At 44.7% G+C, this 16097-nt stretch carries 16 protein-coding genes; 10 read left to right on the top strand and 6 right to left on the bottom strand.

Translation table 11 applies throughout. The features are described from left to right. The first annotated feature begins 79 nt into the window (after positions 1–79). The 3 genes from Q6A92_RS04445 to coaD all read left to right on the top strand — a co-directional run bounded on the left by Q6A92_RS04445 (position 80) and on the right by coaD (position 2390). A complete protein-coding gene (locus Q6A92_RS04445) occupies positions 80–1372 on the top strand; it encodes an FAD-dependent oxidoreductase (protein ID WP_332237183.1) in 1293 nt (430 codons plus the stop codon). After that, complete coding sequence (locus Q6A92_RS04440; protein WP_332237182.1) at positions 1369–1656, top strand: ferredoxin family protein; 288 nt, start codon at positions 1369–1371, stop codon at positions 1654–1656. The genes Q6A92_RS04445 and Q6A92_RS04440 overlap by 4 nt, the downstream gene beginning before the upstream one ends. A gap of 236 nt (positions 1657–1892) precedes the next feature. Beyond that, positions 1893–2390, top strand: a complete 498-nt coding sequence (gene coaD / locus Q6A92_RS04435) for a pantetheine-phosphate adenylyltransferase (protein ID WP_332237181.1) — start codon at positions 1893–1895, stop codon at positions 2388–2390. Positions 2391–2641: 251 nt separating this feature from the next. Here the strand turns inward: coaD and Q6A92_RS04430 are convergent, their stop codons facing one another. Then, positions 2642–2980: a branched-chain amino acid transporter permease gene (locus tag Q6A92_RS04430; protein WP_274402068.1), complete on the bottom strand. Its 339-nt coding sequence runs from the start codon at positions 2978–2980 to the stop codon at positions 2642–2644. Next, complete coding sequence (locus Q6A92_RS04425) at positions 2977–3678, bottom strand: AzlC family ABC transporter permease (protein WP_332237180.1); 702 nt, start codon at positions 3676–3678, stop codon at positions 2977–2979. Before Q6A92_RS04425 ends, Q6A92_RS04430 begins: the two co-directional genes overlap by 4 nt. A gap of 139 nt (positions 3679–3817) precedes the next feature. On the opposite strand from Q6A92_RS04425, the gene Q6A92_RS04420 reads away from it, so the two are divergent. The 6 genes from Q6A92_RS04420 to Q6A92_RS04395 all read left to right on the top strand — a co-directional run bounded on the left by Q6A92_RS04420 (position 3818) and on the right by Q6A92_RS04395 (position 10690). Then, the gene (locus Q6A92_RS04420; RefSeq protein WP_274402066.1) at positions 3818–4366 is read left to right on the top strand and encodes a helix-turn-helix domain-containing protein; all 549 of its coding nucleotides are present in this window, start codon (positions 3818–3820) and stop codon (positions 4364–4366) included. A gap of 744 nt (positions 4367–5110) precedes the next feature. Then, positions 5111–5869 carry an ABC transporter ATP-binding protein gene (locus Q6A92_RS04415; protein ID WP_274402065.1) on the top strand — a complete coding sequence of 253 codons (759 nt, stop codon included), beginning with the start codon at positions 5111–5113 and terminating at the stop codon, positions 5867–5869. A gap of 1 nt (position 5870) precedes the next feature. Beyond that, a complete protein-coding gene (locus Q6A92_RS04410; protein ID WP_274402064.1) occupies positions 5871–7877 on the top strand; it encodes an FtsX-like permease family protein in 2007 nt (668 codons plus the stop codon). A 100-nt stretch (positions 7878–7977) separates the two neighbouring features. Further along, complete coding sequence (locus tag Q6A92_RS04405) at positions 7978–8628, top strand: response regulator transcription factor (RefSeq protein WP_274402063.1); 651 nt, start codon at positions 7978–7980, stop codon at positions 8626–8628. Beyond that, a complete protein-coding gene (locus Q6A92_RS04400) occupies positions 8615–9562 on the top strand; it encodes a sensor histidine kinase (RefSeq protein ID WP_274402062.1) in 948 nt (315 codons plus the stop codon). The genes Q6A92_RS04405 and Q6A92_RS04400 overlap by 14 nt, the downstream gene beginning before the upstream one ends. 195 nt (positions 9563–9757) lie before the next feature. Further along, positions 9758–10690, top strand: coding sequence for a TIGR01777 family oxidoreductase (locus tag Q6A92_RS04395; RefSeq protein WP_274402061.1), 933 nt, complete (start codon positions 9758–9760; stop codon positions 10688–10690). A 323-nt stretch (positions 10691–11013) separates the two neighbouring features. Here Q6A92_RS04395 and Q6A92_RS04390 read toward each other — a convergent pair whose 3' ends face one another. The 3 genes from Q6A92_RS04390 to Q6A92_RS04380 form a co-directional block, all read right to left on the bottom strand. Beyond that, entirely contained in the window at positions 11014–12441 is a 1428-nt protein-coding gene (locus tag Q6A92_RS04390) for a DHA2 family efflux MFS transporter permease subunit (protein ID WP_332237179.1), read from the bottom strand. Between the two features lie 208 nt (positions 12442–12649). Beyond that, the gene (locus Q6A92_RS04385) at positions 12650–13222 is read right to left on the bottom strand and encodes a TetR/AcrR family transcriptional regulator (protein ID WP_274402059.1); all 573 of its coding nucleotides are present in this window, start codon (positions 13220–13222) and stop codon (positions 12650–12652) included. A gap of 660 nt (positions 13223–13882) precedes the next feature. Next, positions 13883–14521, bottom strand: a complete 639-nt coding sequence (locus tag Q6A92_RS04380) for an NAD(P)-dependent oxidoreductase (protein ID WP_332237178.1) — start codon at positions 14519–14521, stop codon at positions 13883–13885. 209 nt (positions 14522–14730) lie between these two features. Between Q6A92_RS04380 and Q6A92_RS04375 the strand changes: the two genes are divergently transcribed. Next, positions 14731–15207: a hypothetical protein gene (locus Q6A92_RS04375; protein ID WP_274402057.1), complete on the top strand. Its 477-nt coding sequence runs from the start codon at positions 14731–14733 to the stop codon at positions 15205–15207. 276 nt (positions 15208–15483) lie between these two features. Here Q6A92_RS04375 and Q6A92_RS04370 read toward each other — a convergent pair whose 3' ends face one another. Beyond that, positions 15484–16017 carry an MFS transporter gene (locus tag Q6A92_RS04370; RefSeq protein WP_332237177.1) on the bottom strand — a complete coding sequence of 178 codons (534 nt, stop codon included), beginning with the start codon at positions 16015–16017 and terminating at the stop codon, positions 15484–15486. Positions 16018–16097 lie beyond the last annotated feature (80 nt).

The raw sequence follows: 16097 nt of genomic DNA, 5'->3' as shown, positions 1-16097 counted from the left end.
AAATAAAATAAAAACGGAAAAACGGCGGCTGAGTTTTTCCGCTTTTCTATAAGTATGGAATAGAGAAGGGGAGTTCAAAGTGTCTGAAGAAAAATTCGATGCCATTATCGTCGGTGGCGGCATTGCCGGAACAGTTGCCAGTTATTTATTGGCCAAAGAGGGATTGGATGTTGTTCTGATAGAACGCGGGAATTATTGCGGAAGCAAAAATATGACAGGAGGACGGATCTACGGTCACAGTATTGAAAAGATTTTCCCCCATTTTGCCGAGGAAGCACCCATAGAACGAAAGATCACGCGAGAAAAAATCAGTTTGATGACAGGAGAAAGCAATTTTACCATTGATTTTTCATCTTCAGAATTAGGGAGGCAAGGCGGTGACTCTTATTCGGTTCTGCGCGGAGCTTTTGACCAATGGCTTGCAGGCAAAGCTGAGAAAGCAGGTGTCAACATTATTACCGGAATTCGCGTTGATAATCTTATTATCCATAATGGAGCTGTAAGTGGGGTTGTGGCCGGAGAAGATGAATTAGAATCGGATGTAACGATCCTTGCCGATGGCGTTAATTCTCTGTTAGCGCAAAAATTAGGATTTTGCGAGGAACTACGAGCCAATCAAGTCGCTATCGGCGTCAAGGAAGTCATTGAACTTCCTGCTCATGTCATTGAAGATCGTTTTCAGTGTTCAGGAAAGGAAGGAACTGCCTGGTTATTTGCCGGCTATCCCTCGGGAGGACGAATTGGCGGTGGATTTTTATATACGAATCAATCCAGCCTTTCTTTGGGTATCGTCTGTACGTTAGACGATGTCATTAAAGGAGAGAAGTCCGTTCCGCAATTGTTGGAGGATTTTAAGAAACATCCTGTCATTCAGCCATTGATCAAAAATGGAAAGTTGCTCGAATATTCCGGTCACCTCGTTCCGGAGGGCGGCCTTAACAGCATTCCGAAAATTGTCGGCAACGGTGTCTTAGTCGTGGGCGATGCGGCGGGTTTTTGCATCAATCTTGGCTATGCTGTGCGAGGTATGGATTTTGCTGTGGCTTCGGCAGAGTGTGCAGCAAAGGCAGTGCTTAAAGCTAAAGAATCTCAAAATTTTCGCGAAGAATCACTAAATGGTTATCACGACAATTTAGAGAGAAGTTTTGTCATGAAAGACCTGAGGCTTTATAAGAAATTCCCGCATTTTCTAGAAAAGACACCGAGAATTTTTAAAGAATACCCGCAAATGGTGGAAAATCTGATGAACGATTTATTTATCATGAATGGCCAGCCGGCTAAACCGTTAACAAAGAAAATAGTGAATAATATGAAAAAAGTTGGGATATTAAATATTGTAAAAGATTGCTGGAGAGGAGTCCGTTCGCTATGAATACAGTCGACGTTGACGAAAAACTTAACATAGATAAATTTAATGTAGATGAAGACAATGCACATATTGTTTTAAAGCAAGATGAAATTGATTCGCATGAATTTCAGAAATTGATTGTTGCCTGCCCTGCGAATTGTTATAGGGTAACAGAAAATGGCGAATTCCATTTTGATTATGCCGGTTGTTTAGAATGCGGGACATGCAGGGTATTATGCGGGAAAACAATTTTGAAAAAATGGGAGTTTCCGCAAGGGACCATGGGTGTTGAGTATAGATATGGATAATAAAAGGATAGGTATACTTTTTAGAAGCAAATAATCGGTCATTTCAGAACCTTATAGATTACCCGGAAGAAAATGTGTCTGACTGCGAGGTGATTCTCGTGGCTAAGCCTGAAGATGTGGTTCGTTTACCGGAGATTTATCGGAAGTCCCGGCTTTGGTGCTGGAAATGTCGGATTGATCAGGGAAAATGGCGAGTCCGATTTATGTTGAATCTGAAATGCTGGAAGTGAGCGGGAATGAATGAGAGAGTTGCTATTTATCCGGGAGATTTTGATCCTGTGACGTACGGCCATCTTGATATCATTGTCCGCGGGTTGACCATTTTTGATAGGATAATTGTTACAGTTCTCAATAATTCAAGGAGGGATTTCCTTTTTTCAGTAAAGGAACGGGTGAAGTTGCTTCAGATGGCGACAAGTACAATGGCTGCAGTAACTATCGATTCATTTAACGGACTTCTGATAGATTATGCCGATCAAAAAAAGGTGCACACAATACTGCGTGGATTGCGGGCGGCTTCGGATTTTGAATGCGAGCTGCATATTGCAGTGATTAATAAAAATTTAAATCCAAATATTGAAACCTGCTTTATGATGACCAGCAGCAAGTATTCTTTTTTCAATTCCAGCATGGTCAAAGAAGCGGCGGGCTGCGGCGGTTCTGTTTCAAATCTTGTACCGCCGTGTGTCGAAGAAGCTTTGAAAAATAAATTTGCTGCGGCCGGCAAAAGTTGATAGCCATTACGCCAAGTTTTTTTACTTGGCGTTTTTTAATGTGCGCCCGGCATGAGCAGCAGCTGATCGAAGCAATTGGCTAAAGGCTTGGCCGGAGACAAGCATGTCCGTTGTGGGGCCGGAATCTGAAAGAAATCAAATCGGGATCAATCTTTTGAATAAGAATTGTATAGTCAGGCAGAGCAGCACAGATACATAAGAACCGTTTATTCATTGATTTTAATATATCGAACCTGACAACCTGCCTGCGATTAACTAACAAAAACAAATTGCACGAGAGCCATATAAACGAGTGTACCTATGACAATACAAGCCAGCGTATTTTTCTTCCATATGTAAAGAATGATGATAGATAAGATTGCGATTATTTCCGGTAATCCGTGGGAACCGGAAAAAAAAGAAACATCCTTCAAACTGTAAATGACTAATAAGCCGATTACGGCGGAAGGCAATACTTTTCCCAAATATTTAATGTAGCGCGGCGCTGTTTTGCTTGCCGGGAAAATGATAAAGGGTAAGAATCTAGTCATTATTGTTCCTAAAACGACCGCAATGATTGTGATGATGCTTTGTTCCGGAGTCATCGTCATCTTGCCGCCTCCTCTCTGCGTTTAAGGCTATTTTTTAATATCGTAAGGCTGAGCAGTATCGTCATCATTGCAGGAATCATAAAGTTGCCGGATCCAAAGATAAATAAGCAAATGGCCGAGGAAAGTATGCCAATAGAGGATGACAAATGATTTTTTGAATAGGTCCATTGACTAAGGAAAATGACGACGAATAACGCGGTTAAAACAAAGTCAATTCCTCTCGTATTAAATTTAATATAATTTCCAAGTATGCCGCCCAAGGTGGCACCGGCTACCCAGTAGAAATGATTTAATAAGGTAACAAAAAACATAAACCATCCTTTGTCTACATTTTTAGGAGGCGTTACGGAATAATTAATCGAGAAAGATTCATCACACAGTCCAAAGATCAAATACCATTTTTTCTTTCCCGTATCTTTGTATTTTTCGAGCATGGATATTCCATAAAAGAGATGCCTTGCATTGACCATTAATGTCAGTAGAAAAGCATAGATAGGATTGAATGAGGACATTAATAGGTTTACGGTCACAAATTCCATGGATCCCGCAAAAATCGTCAGGCTCATAAGCATCGGATAAATGAATGAAAATCCTTCGCTGTTCATGTAAATGCCATAGGCCAATCCTAGAACTAAGAAACCTGTACAAATTGGAAGTGTATATGGAAAAGCAGTTTTTAATGCATTCATTTTATTCATGGTACAGACTCCCGTCAACACTTGATTTTTAATGGTTTCGTATGTAAAATATAAAGAACAAATGAACAACTTATTTAACAATCGTAATATATAATTTACGATGGTTAAATATAATTGTCAAGCCCGGAAAGGATATTTTATGGATCTTAATCATATTATTGCTGCGAATCTTAATCGACTAAGAACCGGGAAAAATTTGAGCCTGGGTCAATTATCTGACTTATCCGGTGTCAGCAAAGTGATGCTCTCACAAATTGAAAAAGGAGAATCCAACCCGACAATAAATACCATTTGGAAAATTGCCAATGGGCTTAAAGTTCCTTATACAAAGCTGATTGATGAAATGCCCAATAACGCTGTCATTGTAAGAAAATCCGAATGTAAAAAACAAGTGAATGAAGCTGAGAATTATCGCGTTTTTTGCTATTTTACAAGTACGCCCACACGAAATTTCGAACTGTTTCGTGTAGAATTAGATTCTCATTCAGCGAATGAATCGATTGGACATTCGGAAAAATCTCAGGAATATATTTACATCACTAACGGGAAATTGATTTTAAAAACCAAAGGAAAAGAGTACACGCTTTCAGAAGGAGATTCCATTTATTTCGATTCTTCAGTGCGTCACACTTATATTAATCGACAGAATTGTTTACTGACCTTCGTTGTCATAAACTATTACCTTTAAACAAGAATTCCGATCGGACTCATGATAGATTTTTGCTGCGTGTCAGCGGGCTTTCTGACCTGAATTGTCGTGAAATTATAACAGCGGTTTTGAGGAGCGAATGGATAAAGGCCTTTTGGCCGAACAGCACGTTCACATAAATATTTGCTGCAAAACCGCTGTTAATCAAAGGACCGCCCTATACTAGAATTTTTCAGAGCCTGGCTGTAAAGAGACGACATGCAGCTTTTGAGCTACCCCGCTTCAAAATTCTTCGAGTCGCATTTCTAATAAGCCTTTATCCCAGGACACATTTCTCTATTTTACTTAATCAATCGTATTTATCTATCCTTTTACAAAATAATTAACCCTTTTTATAAACTGTCGGCCATTATTTTCCGCGGCAAATAGCGGCGCTTTACGGGAAAAGAGGGCGGACAGCAGATGAAAATACGGCGTCAATCGGATCCTGCCGTCATCATTCTGGTGCTGTCTTTTCACAAACAGCCAGTCATGGGGAGAAAGCGTAAGGGCACCCGGATTGATTGAAAGCAGATATCGGTCGGATGGGAAGCCGGTTCCGGCTGACTCCGCGGCCCGCTTCCGGAATGCCAATCTGTTTGCATTGATAGTAAAAACTGTCATCAGTTGTTTTGCTTCAATCTGACAAATCTGTAAGATTGCGCTTCGGAAATGTAAGAATGACCTGCACTGGATCTTGTATACTAAATCCATCAGCCAAATAATAGGCAGGGAGCGAGCCAAATGTTGTTACAAGTCAATCACTTGCAGAAAATTTTTCAGACAAGATTCAGCAAAGAGAAAACCGTCGCGCTGCAGGATGTCAGCTTCAGTGTCGAAGATGGGGAGTACATTGCCATTATGGGTGAGAGCGGTTCCGGGAAAACGACGCTTCTGAACATTTTGGCAACGCTTGAAAAGCCCACGTCGGGATCCGTGGTGCTGAACGGGCAGGAGGTTACGAAAATTAAAGAGAGCAAGCTGGCGGAGTTTCGCCGCACGCATCTGGGCTTTGTCTTTCAGGACTTCAACCTACTCGATACACTGTCCGTGCGCGACAATATTTTCCTGCCGCTCGTACTCGGCCGCCGGAAGGTACGGGAGATGGAGCAGCGGATCGAGCAGCTGGCACCGAGATTAAATATTGCCGACTTGCTTAACAAACAGCCTTTCGAATTGTCAGGCGGTCAGAAGCAGCGCGTGGCGATCGCGCGTGCCCTGATCACGCGGCCGCAGCTTGTTCTGGCCGATGAACCGACGGCAGCGCTTGATTTCAGGAACAGCGAAGACTTATTGGGCCTGCTTGAGGAAATTAATGAAACCGGTCAGACGATCCTGATGGTCACTCACTCGGCGATCGCGGCCAGTCATGCCAAACGCGTTTTGTTTATTAAAGACGGCCGCATTTTCCACCAGCTTTACCGTGCAAATCAGGAATCATCCGGCTTCATGCAAAAAATCAGCATGACCATGATGAACCTGCTCGGGACCGAGGCGAGATAAGATGTTTTACTTCAAACTGGCGAGCCGCAACATTCGCAAATCCATAAGCAGTTTCCTTCCTTTTGCACTTTCAAGTATCGTGATGTTTATCATGAATCTGGTCATTGCGACGATATTGCTCAGTCCGAGCCTGAAAAAACTGCCGGGTGCGGCGAATGTGGCGATGCTGCTCGGCCTGGGGCTGATCGTCCTGATCATCTTTGCCGTCATCTTTATGATCTACAGTTATCGGTTTTTACTGAAACGAAGAACGAAGGAATTCGGGCTTTATAATATTCTTGGCCTGAAAAAACGGCAGATTGTCAGAATCTCGATTCTGGAACTATTGATCATGTTCCTTGCGACCGTCGTTGCAGGAACCGTCTTCGGAGTCATTTTCGCCAAATTTTTATATCTTATCTTAATCAACCTGCTTGGCGAAAACTACTTTGACCTGCAATGGAGCACGTCGGCAGTCATGATCGTTTCCGCAGTCTTCGCGATGATTTATCTGCTGCTGATTATCATCGGCAGCTTCTCAATTCACCGGCAGTCCAGTCTGGAATTGCTTAACGACGCGAATAAAGGGGAAAAAGAGCCGAAGTCGCGCGGAATTCTTGCCCTGCTGGGCATGATTTTCCTGGCAATCGGCTATTATCTTGCCGTCACCGTAACCTCTCCGCTCGATGCGTTAACAAAATTTTTTATCGCTGTGCTGTTTGTCATTTTCGGGACATTATTATTCTACCTCAGTTTTACGGTCTGGCTGCTGAAACATCAGAAAAGGAACAAAAACTATTACTATCAGCCTAAACATATGATTACTCTGTCGAGTATGATTTACCGTATGAAACAGAACGCGGTCGGACTGGCCAATATTACGATTCTCGTCGCGATGACATTCGTCACCCTGGCGACAACGGTCGGTTTATATTCCAGCATCAATGGATTTCTGAATGAATTTTTCGTTCGGAATACAGTCGTTAATATTAATGCTCCGCAGCAGCGAAGCACCGCATTCATCGATCGGGTGGCTGAAGATACGGGAATACCGTTGAAAAATGAAATTGTCTATGAAATGTCAAACGGCATAACCGGAGCAATAAAGGACGGTCATTTTGAAAACAGACAAAATCTTTCCAATCTGACTACAGTAAATTTCATGACGGCACAGACTTATGAAAAGCTGACCGGCAAAAAGGTTCATTTGCAGGGCAATGAGGCCATCGCGTATCCGGCGGTTGGAAGCTTTAAGGAAACCGAAGTGCGATTCGGAAATCATACTTTTAAAATCAAAGAACAAATTCAGCACATCAATAATTTCCCATCAATGAACCTGATGGCCTCAAACTGGCTGATTCTGATTGTCAATACGAAAGAACAAATTCAGCCGATATTAGACGCTGCAACCCAGGCGGCCGGGCAGCCCACTGTCAAACTGGGTTTTGAGACCACGATCGGTACCGACATGACTGCGCAGAATGCAAAGAGGCTCAAAGACGCTTTGTCCCCCTATCGCGCGAATGGAGACAGACCGATTCAACGTATCGATCGCGCGGAAACCAATGGGGGTCAGGCAGTTTCCGGTATGACGCCGGCCATGAACAGTTATGAAGAGATGCATAAGAGCTTTTTGAGTTTTGCGGGCGGCTTCCTGTTTATCGGCCTCGTTCTGGGTTTCACCTTTATCCTGGGTACGGCGTTAATCATCTACTATAAGCAAATCTCAGAAGGGGAACAGGATAAACGCAGTTTTAAAATTCTCCAGGAAGTCGGGCTGAGCGGCGAAGAAGTGCGGCAGACGATTCGCTCACAGGTTCTGCTCATGTTCTTCTTACCGGTTGGCGTCGCGATTGTTCACTTTGCCTTTGCGTTCATCATGATTCAAAAACTAATCAGTTTATTCGGTACGGCACGATTCAGCTTGCTGCTGATGACCAGCACGGGGACGATTGCCGTTGTTTCCGTCATTTACTATCTCATTTACAGACAAACGAGCCGGACCTACTATCGAATTGTTGAACGGTAAGGTCAGGGGCATCCCGGGTTTGGGATGCCTTTTTTGTATTTGTCGGCTGCTGTGAAAATCAGTAGAATGGATATAGCCGATTAATAAGGGAGACATTTTGATGGCAAAAGTGTTTGTTGTGGAGGACGATGCGGCCATTGTCAAGCAGCTGAAAACAGCTCTGATTGTGTACAAGGTTGTTTCCGTACAAAACTTTCGCAGCGTCCGCCAGGAAATTGATGAGGCGGCACCGGATTTAATCCTGATGGACATCACCCTGCCGTATTTTAACGGCTTCTACTGGACAACGGAAATCCGTAAGCGGTCAACGACACCGATCATCTTTCTGAGTTCGGCGGATGATGAAATGAATCAGGTGATGGCGATGAACATGGGCGCGGACGATTACATCACAAAACCGTTTTCGATTGACGTGCTGACGGCAAAGATTAACGCATTACTCCGCAGAACCTACAGCTTTTCTCAGGCAAAGCTGGTTTTTAAAGAGTTTGTATTGGAAGGAACAGAGTTGAAAAAGGGTTCCGATCAGGTCGATCTGACACCCACGGAAGCGAGGCTGCTCCGTACATTATTTGAACAGCCCGGTCAGACCGTGACAAAAGAGGCGCTGCTTGCAAAGCTTTGGGCATCGGACGAATACATCGATGCCAATGCGCTGCAGGTAAATATTGCACGTATGCGTAAAAAGCTGAATGCCATCGGCTTTGACTATATTGGAACCGTACGGGGTGTCGGTTATGTATTGGCATGAGCGAAAGCCTTATTATTTTGCCGTTCTGGTGGTATTCTTCATCATGAGTCTTACCTTTTATCTGCGCGGATTGCCCTTGCGTACCTTCTGGTCGAGCTTCCTGTTCGGCGCGACCGTTCTCGCCGTTTTCGGCAGTTATGACTATTATCGGTTTTTCCGCCGCCATAAGGAACGAATCAATCAAGTTGTCCCTTCTGTTTCTTTAAGACCGGAAACCGCGGCAGAGAAGGACATGCTGACATTACTGGGTGAACAAAAAGCATATTATGAAGATAAACTTTTCAGAGTACGGCAGTTTGATGAGAACTTAACCGAAGTGGTGAGCATGTGGAGCCATCAAATGAAGGTACCGCTATCTGTACTCGATCTGATGGGACAGACGAAAGAGTTTACAATCGATGAATTGAGGGAGCAGACGTTCCAGCTGGAAAATTATCTGGACATGCTGCTGTACTATCTGCGCCTGAATAATGAACAGACGGATTATCGCTTTTCAAAGGTGCAGCTGAGGCCGCTCGTTCAGGCCCTCGTGCGCAAGTTTGCTCCTCTGTTCATAAAAAAGGGGCTTCGTGTAGCGGTTGATGGCGACGCGATCTGGATCACGGATGAGAAGTGGCTGTCCTTCGCGCTTGAACAGATTGTCAGCAATGCGGTAAAGTATACTGAAAAGGGCCAGGTCGGTATCCATATGACTCCAACCTCTATTCAAGTCCGCGACACGGGTATCGGCATTTTAAAGGAAGACCTGCCGCGTCTGTTCGAACATGGCTTTACCGGCTACAATGGGCGGCGCGATAAAAAAGCGACAGGCCTCGGTTTTTTCCTGGCAAAAGAAGTTGCCGACCGGCTCTCTCTGACTATTCGCGTCGATTCCGAAATTGACAAGGGGACGACCGTGACGATTAAGCGCATGGAAGAAAAGCGGCACAGTTGAAAAAGATTGCTCCATCAAGGTCAAGGCAGCGAAAAGATGGATAAGGACATTCGAACGTTTAAAGACAATAAAACGGGTGACGCTTTTAGTCCCCTTTTTTTTGATGAATGAATGCTCAGACGTCGTTTTATCCCATGGGGAAGGAATCTGGCTAGTCGTTCATTGTTATAGACTATTGAAGGGGGGACAGGAACGATGAGTAAAAATATTGTTATTTCAGGCGGCAGCGGATTTATCGGGCGGTCGTTGATCCGTTCCTTTCATCAGGAAGGGCATCATCTTTACATTTTGACCAGGCAGGATCCCAAACGTTTTACTCCTTTAAATCATGTCCATTACGTTCAGTGGATGCAGAAGGGTGCGGATGATTGGACCACAAAGCTTCCGGATTCTATTGACGGCCTAATCAATTTATCAGGCGCTTCCATCAACGGCGGACGATGGACACGCAAAAGAAAGGAACGTTTATTGAGCAGTCGTTTACAAAGTACCGGCACACTGGTCCGCTTTATCGAGCAAGTCAAAACAAAACCCGGTTTGCTGATCAGTGCGTCGGCAGTCGGCATTTACGGGACCTCCGCTACGAAGACTTTTAGTGAAACATCGGGTCATGGAAATGGCGATTTTCTCAGCCATCTTGCCTCTGTGTGGGAAAAATCCGCGCTCGAAGCGGAACGGTTCGGGGTGCGCACGGTCTGTGCACGATTCGGCCTCGTTCTCGGTCGTCAAGGCGGCGCGCTGCCTCTCCTCAATCTGCCTTATCGGCTTTTTATGGGCGGCAAAATCGCCTCGGGAAATCAATGGCTGTCATGGATCCACATCGATGATCTTGTCCGCCTGATGCGATTCATTATTGATAATCAGCAAATCAGGGGTCCAGTCAACTTTACATCGCCAAGTCCGGCCACAATGAGAGATCTTGGCAGAACACAGGCAAAAGTACTGAAACGGCCCTATTGGCTGAACGTTCCGGAACAATTAATCAGGCTCGCGCTCGGTGAAAGAAGTTTTATGGCGACGGAAGGACAGCGCGTTCTTCCTCGAAAGGCGCTGGATGCCGGCTTCCGGTTCCAATTTAACAATCTTGAAGAAGCACTGCTTGATTTGTCGAAAGAAAAACCGATCTGAACGAGAACGTATGGATCATCAGGCGGCTGTCCGTTCCCGGTTGTTTATCTGTAAACAGGCAAGATCGATAACCTGGCTGCATTTCAAATGCGGGTGGCCGGGCGGTGGCACGAACTGATCAGAAGACGAACTGAGCTGAATCGACAGACATATCCTGGCAGGAAGATAAAGTTTCTGTTTCCGCTTTCTGCTTGAACGGCGATCCCATACGCTGTCAATCTGTTTCCGTTATCGCTGTTTTCCAGCATACCTGCCCCTATTTTACGCGTTTTACGCATCTATGAGCAGTTGGCCAATCGCAGCTGCAATTACTTGTGTAAAACTTACGGCTTTTCCGCCTTTGTTTCTTTTACTCTGAAGGCAAGAAGAAATCCAATGACTGAAAGCACCAGGGCAAAACAAAATCCATATTTGGAGCCCTTGACAAAGGCTTCCGCTTCACGCGTACCGCCGCCGGAGAAATACGATGTTTGCCCGACACTGAGCAGCCACGTAGCGACTGCAGTACTCATCGCACCGATGATCTGCTGCAAGGTGTTTATTATGGTGCTTCCATCCCTTGCCAGATTCGCCGGGAGTGCATTCAATCCGCTCGACTGAGCCGGTGCCATGACCAGCGGGATACCGATCATTAGTAAAATATGACATAAAATGATATAAGCTACGGAACTTCCGGACGATGTCAAGAGCAGCAGTGCGGTACTGATCATAGAGGTGAAAAATCCGATTCTGACGAGATGCTTCGCTCCGAATTGATCATAAAACCGCCCCGACAGATAGGAGAACAATACATTGATCAGTCCTCCGGGCAGCAATATCATCCCCGCCAGAGCTACCGGAATCGTCAGGCCGTTCTGAAGATATTGCGGCAGCAAATACATGGCGGATAAAGTAACGCTGAAATCCACCATCACCAGGATGGCTGCTGTTCGGAATTTAGGAACCATTAGTGCTTTGATATTGAGGACAGGATTTTCCATCTGCAGCTGTCTTTTTGTATAAAGTATCATGGCAATGATACCGATGATCAGTACTCCGATGATCGGACCCTTGAATCCGAATTCACTGGCCAGACTGACGCCGAGCACAATGCCCCCAAAACCAAGGATGGAAGTCAAACAGGAAATCACGTCGACTTTCGGATGGCTTAGTTTATATGGATTGACCATGAAAATGGCTGTAAAGATCATGGCAATCATTAATATGATCACAAAGAAAAAGAAAATCCAGCGCCAGGAAAGAGCTCCGAGAATGAGGCCGGAAAGAGTCGGCCCAATCACCGGTGCAAACATGACAACCAGGGAGGATACTCCCATAGCGGAACCGATTCGCTTCGGGGGAAAGATTTCCAAGATGACCGAAAACGTCATGGGCAGGATCATGCCTGTTCCAAGGCCCTGAATGACACGTCCGGCTAGAAGTAGCCCGAAATCAGGTGCAAAACCGCTGATAAGAGAGCCGATGATGGACGATCCCAAAGCAAAAAGAGTCAGCTGCCTGATTGAGAAACATTTCATGAGCAGGCTGGAAAAGGGAAGAATAATTCCGATCATCAGCATATACCCGATCACCAGCCACTGGGCAATACCTGCACTGATATGAAAAAATGCTCTTAATTGCGGCAGGGCAATATTTAGAGAGGTTTCACCGAACAGCCCGTTAAACGTTCCTAAAAATAATCCCAGCAACACCAGATATGGATGCTTCACTTCCACTCTGGCTTTTGAGAATGTTTGCTGCTTTTGTACCATAGGATAAAGTGCCTCCGCATATTTTTAAAATTTTTGGGGTATGTTGCCCATGTTTTATCATTTAAGATTTCAAGTGACAAAAATCAATCTATATATAATTTCAATTATTTAATAAACTTTATGGAAATAATTTTTTCCGTATCGCAAAGTGGCCACTTGTAGACCGGTCTATATATTAAGGCCAAAAAACAATTCCCCTTAAAGACTATTATTTTTCACTCAATAAAACATCTATACTATGACTGACCGCTGCAAGCGGGACTGTATCCTTCCTTGTAACAGAGACCGTAATGGCACCTTCAATCATGATCTCGATGATCATACCCAACTGTTCAGCTCTTTGTTTTGAAAAACCATTCTGGACCAATTTATCCGCGTAGAGGCCGCTTAACGATGCAAATACTTTTTTACAGGCTTCTCTCAAAGGTTCACTTGAAGCATACGTTTCTAAAGCAATTAGACTCACTGAGATATCCTGAAGTTTATTTTCTTTTTCCAAGTCGGTGATGATATTGCCGATTAAATGATTTATAGCATTCTCGGGGTCTGAATATTTATCCAGTGCGGCCTGCAATTTTTCCTTTATAGATTTGTTTGCTGATTGAATGGCTTCCAATGCCAACTGTTCTTTGCCATTTGGGAAATAATAGTAAAGAGAACCCTTCGGTGACTCGCTTTCCTTCAAAATTTCATTTAATCCCGTAGCATTGTACCCGTTCATCTGGAAAAGTCGAGTAGCCGTATTAATAATTTTTTCTCTTGAATGATTTTTAGAATTCATAAGAATGTCCTTTCATTAAAATAAACCAACCCGTTTACATAGTAGGTTATTATATATTAAATTATTTTTATGTCAATGTTTTCGTTGCCGGAGTGCACTCCTAAGCATAGAAGCCGAAAGAGTACAGAAATTACGGCTCCCGGCGCCGATTTTATTTTATGGAAGGGAAGTATCGGGATTAAAGTTCATGAGTACTCGATATTATATAGATAAACGGGCCGTTTCACAGTAGGTTACTTTAAGTATGCAGGGCTCCAAAAGTGGGAGAAAACGGCGAAAGGCTTCAAAACATGAAGAGTAGGGATCGGAATTAAAAACAAAGGCATGCTTATAGTCTTCGGCACGGTGCGGAAAAAGCGAAAAGGAGGGGATAACAGAAACGGAAACGGCTTGAGCACAGAAAGCATGATGCCATCGGCTTCCCGGTCCGCTGAAATGATATCGTTTTAGAGAAGGCATCCGGCCGGACCGTTTTCTGTCCGACGGGATGCCTCTATTCCGTAACAAACATGTTTGAATGTCAAACGCATGGCCCCGATCATGATTTCAGACCGGCGCCGGCTCTGTTCGGAGTCTGATCGTTTTCACAATTGTTGCTGAAAGATTTATTGTGAAGGCTGCCGCCCGGCCGATTTTTCATGTGAAGGCCGACATTCCGGGTCAGTCGGATACTGTGAAGCGGCTGTTTTTAACTGTAGGGTGCTCGATTTCGTCCAGAATGGCGGCAGCGATCGTGGCGTTTGTCACATGCGAGGTTCCGTCGGCAGCCTTGAGCAGATGATCCCTCCCGAGTTTCGGGGCATGCCGCTCGCCTTCCTGAAAGAGGGCCGACGGTGAAACGCCCACCCAGTTTACATTATCGACGCCGCGCAGAAATGTGAGTTCGCGAGACTGCGCTTCCGGAATGGTAATCCATGCATCGGAGCCGGGCTGTCTGCGGATCGTTTCGACGAACGGACGATCATTCTCATCAAGCAGGCTGCCCGCGCCGAGAACAAAGAAAAGACGGGGCCTCTGTGTCTCGCGGAACAGGGCCGTCAGCTTAGCCGCCAGGTCCACATGCAGATAGGCCTTCGCCGGCGGAGCACTGAAGGCATTGATGACGACATCAAAATCCGCAAGATCGCTTTTCTGCAGCTCGAACGCATCTTTTGCAAGCAGGCTGACATCGTTGCCCAGCAGCTGGCGGGCCCGTGCACCGTCACGGACAATGGCCGTGACCTCATGCCCGCGTGTGACGGCTTCGTGAAAGACGGCATGGCCGGCCATGCCGGTTGCTCCTATGATCGCAATTTTCATATTCGATACCTCCATGAATGATTTTGATAAATTATATTGCTCTTTTTTTGTAAGGAAGCTGAGGATCATCCCTGTGCCAATGATTTTGGCGGATGAAAAATTCTGCCCATAGATTGGTTGATTCATCCATCATGTAATTTTCAGTTGCTGCCGTACAAATATAATTATATCATATAATTATATTCGATATCTATCTGGGAGGATGCTTTATGTCCGGCACGTGTAACTCGAATCTGACAGACAGGATTCTGGACGCATTGGAATGTGCAAGGGAGGCACATAACTTGCTGCCGCCTTTGCCTCTTAATATGAAGCCTATATATTTCCGTATTCTCGGTGCTCTGTACCGAACCCGCGATGACAGCGGCAAAGCGCGCGTTTCCGACATCAATAAAGCGTTGGGCTTTTTGCTGCCTAATACAACCAAGTATCTCGGTGAACTCGATCATCTGAAAATTATTGAAAAGACCTCTTTGGATTCCGATAAACGGGTAGTACTGGTACGGGCGACCGAACTGGGTGAAGTGTATATTCAAAAATTTGTTGTAAATATTCATGAGCGTTTGGAGAATGAATTTGCCTCAATCAGTAAAAACGATCTGATCACGATGATCGGAACTATCCGAAAGGTCTATCGTGCCATGAAAAAAGTTTATCAAGAAGAAAATATCAAAATGGATAAATGAAAAAATCAAGCGACCGTTTTAAATGAAAGAGAATACTATGGGGAATATCTTAGAAAACAAAAAAGCACAAAATATCTCGGCAGCAAAGGACTGGTTCTGTTTCTGGCGCTGCTGAGCGCATTTGTGCCGCTGTCTACTGATCTTTATCTGCCCGCCCTGCCGACCATGCTGAGGTTTTTTCATGTGTCCGAATTGGAGATAAATCTGATTTTGCCATTTTCCGGGGGTTCCAGGGTACCGTTCTAACGAAAAGCTTCCCTTAATTCTACATTTATTTTATTTCATATTGTTACTGAATTTTCCTTGTCTAAAAAAGGTTAAGGAGAACAGTACAAGAGCAAGCAGTGCGCATAGAGCGCCAAAATAGAATGTGACTGCGGGTGACCATTGATCCCATAAAAATCCGGCGATCAGATTGGCCGGCAGGGTCATGATCCCGAGCGTGGCGTTGAAAATTCCATAGGCAGTGCCTCTCTGTTCTTCCGGAACGAGTCCGGCGACGAGCGCTTTTGCGGCGCCTCCGTCCGCAGCGTAATACATTCCATAGAAAATGAAAACGATCCAAATTTCCCAGGCTTTGTTGGCAAGGGCAAAGCCCAGATAAGCCAGAATAAAGATCAACCATCCCAGCTGCATCACTCTGATCTTACCGATTTTGTCGGCCAGAATTCCAAAGGGAGTCGATAATAACGCATAAAAAAGGTTAAACAGCGCGTAAATGAGCGAAATGGTAAATGCATTAATGCCCAGATTCTGAGCACGGAGAATTAAGTAGGAATCACTTGAATTCCCAAGAGTAAAAAGAAGCATAATTAACTAAAACTTGAAACACCAAAAACAGTGTTTAAGCCTTATCCGATAAGGGGGTAACACAAAAAATAAAAGCATGA

This window comes from Sporolactobacillus sp. KGMB 08714, from assembly GCF_036598985.1.
Classification (GTDB): domain Bacteria; phylum Bacillota; class Bacilli; order Bacillales; family Sporolactobacillaceae; genus Sporolactobacillus.
The sequence above is the reverse complement of the archived record's forward strand: the minus strand, read 5'-3'. Positions and strand labels throughout refer to the sequence as shown.